Source organism: Methanosphaera sp. A6, assembly GCF_001729395.1.
Taxonomy (GTDB): domain Archaea; phylum Methanobacteriota; class Methanobacteria; order Methanobacteriales; family Methanobacteriaceae; genus Methanosphaera; species Methanosphaera stadtmanae.
Genome location: NZ_MAIF01000156.1, coordinates 1 through 3,459 on the forward strand (window position 1 = coordinate 1; position 3,459 = coordinate 3,459).

Below are 3,459 nucleotides of genomic sequence, written 5' to 3' on the forward strand. Positions count from 1 at the left end.
ATATAAAAAAAAATATTACAAACTTTAAAAAAAAACTTATTTTTTAACAAATTTTAATAAATTTAACTTCTATAAATATTAAAAAGGAGGAACGTTATGAATAAAAAAATATTACTTACTTTATTAGTAATAATAATGTTTTTTAGTATTTCTTCTGTTTATGCAGTAGATAATTCTATAGATTCATCTAACACATATTCAAATTTAAATACTTTAAAACATACTGATACATACCAATCTTCCCTCATAGATAATATAAACGAAAATATATCATCTAAAACGGTAGAAAAAGAAATATCAGTAGAAACTAAAGAAAAAACAGAAAAATCTATAACAAAGAGTGATAATAAGTTAAATACCAATAACTATGTAGTTAACAAAAAATCAAGTGATACTCAAACTAAAGTAGATGTTATTTCCAAAGATACATCTACAAAAAAAGTAAATAAAACTTTGAAAACTACAGATAATTATTACTTCAATGCTTCTGTTACAAATGATGGTGATGGAAGTAAAGATAATCCATGGAAAACAATTAACCAATTAAATTTCAACAAGATTACAAATGGAAGTACTGTATATATATCCAATGGTAATTATAATGTAGATAATATTGATGTTAATATTGATGTTAATATTATTGGTGAAAATACCAATAAAACCATAATAAAAGGATATAATACATATGATGAAGTATTTAATTTTAATAAGCATACAACAATAACAAATATAACATTTACAAATTCAAGTACAAAAGTAATTTATAATACTGGTACACTTGAACTTAATAATTGTATTTTTAAAAATAACAATATAACATCATATGATGCATGTATAAAAAATAATGGAAAACTAACAGTGAATAATTGTTTATTTAACAATGTATCCTCACAAAAAAGTAGTGTTATTTATAATTCAGCAAGTAATTCCATTAACTTATATCTAAAAAACTCCATATTCACAAATAACAATGCATATAAAGGTATTGTATTGTTATATGGAAGTTGTGCTCAGTTATATAACACAACATTCAATAACAATAAAGCTACTATTATGGCCGGATGCATATATTTAGAGAAAAGTTCTATGAATGTTAATTTAAGTACTTTTATAAACAATTCTGTGCTTAAAGGTACTGGTGGTGTATTCTATGTTTATGATAGTGATTTATTTGTAAATAATTCAATATTTTCCAATAACTATGCATTATTTGGTGGTGTAGCAACATTTCTAAATGGTTCTGGTGATGGAGAAGAGATAACAGAATCAAAACACAACAGTACAATAATAAATTCTTCTTTCACAAACAACAAAGTATTATATGATGGAGGAGTATTCTTTGATGTATATTCAAATCTTGATATAAGATCATCTAATTTCACTAATAACTCTGCAAGAAATGGTGGAAGCATATATGGTGACTACTCAAAAATCAACATAAACAACACTATCTTCAAGAATAATACAGCCACATACTTTGGTGGAAGTATCTATACAAATCAGATAGATATTGCACTTAACAACAACAACTTCATAAATAACAAGGCAACAAAAGCAGAAGATGTCTACTCACAATATTCTAGAAGTTTTACCTCAAAAAACAACACACAAACAAATACTAATTCAATAATAACAAATCAAATAACAACCACTAAAAAACCACAAGTAATTATCACTAACCTAAATAATACACCAATTACAACAATACCTTCAAGTTATGATTTAAGAAAATTAAATCAAGTAACAAGTGTTAAAAGTCAAAGTGGTGGGGGTAACTGTTGGTCATTTGCAACAATGGGTGCTCTTGAATCATGTATTCTTAAAGCAACAGGTATTTCATATGATTTATCTGAGAATAACATGAAAAATATAATGGCACTATTTTCACAATCAGCATGGTGCATATCACCAAATTTAGGTGGATATGATGAAATGCCAATAACATATCTAATAAATTGGTATGGACCTACAGATGAAAATAATGATCCATATATACCAGAGATTATAGTATCTCCTCAAATTAACAATTTAATACAAATAAATAATGTGTATGGAATTCCAAGTAGAACAAATTATACTGATAATAATGAATATAAAAAAGCTATAATGAAGTATGGAGCAGTATATACTGATATTTATTGGCTTGGTTCAAATGTAGATAATACTCATAATTCATATTATTGTCATGAAAAACCAGAATATACTAATCATGCAGTTTGTATAGTTGGATGGGATGATAATTATAATAAAAATAACTTCATAACTCCAGCACCAGGAAATGGTGCATTTATTATTAAAAATAGTTGGGGTACAAGTTCTGGTGAAAATGGATATTATTATGTATCATACTATGATGAAAGTATATTAAATACATGTGATGATATATATGGTGCTGGTGGATTTACATTCATAATCAACAACACAGAAACTTATGATAAAATATACCAATATGATGTTGGTGGAATAAGTAACTGGCTTGAATCCAATAAATATGGAAATTATTCTAATGAATATATATCCTCTGGTAATGAATTAATAAAAGCATTTGGTACATATGTAAGTGATTTAACTAATAATTATACTGTAAGTATCTATGTGAATAATGTATTAAAACATACACAAAAAGGATTATTCACACATCTTGGATATGAAACAGTACAAGTTACAAAATCAATTAATGTAAAAACTAACGATAAAATAAAAGTAGTTCTAGAATTAGTATCATCTTCAACAGTACAAATTCCAATATCTGAAAGTAAATATACAAGAATAGTTTCAACAACTAATTCATATGTTAATGGTAAAACTAATTCAGATAGTGTAGCTTGTCTTAAATTATATACTTCAGAAATTAATAAATCAGAAGTAGATGCAGTTGTTACTAAATCTAACCTAACAAATACACAACTATTAATAAATATCCATGATACTAATGGTAATTCAATAAACACTGGTACAATAACTATAAAAGAAAATAACACAATATTAAAAACAGTACAAGTTACAAGTAATCAAACTTATGTTGATTTAGGAATTAAAAAAGGAATACATCTTATTACAGTATGTTATAATGCAAGTAATTATGCACCATCAAATACAACTTTATTGTTAAATATTGGGGCAACTACAATTAATTCTGATGTATTAAATAGTGATCTTAAAAATACTACAATAAAGGTAGTTGTAAGAGATTCTAACAATAACTTAGTAAATAGTGGTAGAGTTGTAATTTATAATAACAATAACTTATTAACAAACACTACACTTATAAATGGACAGGCAATTATTGTTTTAAATCTAAATGCAGGAACACAAACACTAAATATATTATATTTAGATGATAATTTATATCAATCATCAAATATAACCCAGACAATAACAGTTAAAGCAATAGACACTAAAATGTCAGTAGTGGCTTATAGTAAATTAACAACAAACTCAACAATAGAAGTAACAGTA

The 3,459-nt window shown here is 25.3% G+C and carries 1 protein-coding gene; it reads left to right on the top strand.

Features of this window, described 5'->3' with window-relative positions; all coding sequences use genetic code 11:
• Positions 1 to 96 precede the first annotated feature (96 nt).
• Positions 97 to 3,459, top strand: a 3,363-nt coding sequence (locus tag A9758_RS06645) for a C1 family peptidase (protein WP_069776348.1), incomplete at its 3' end; no start/stop codon positions are given.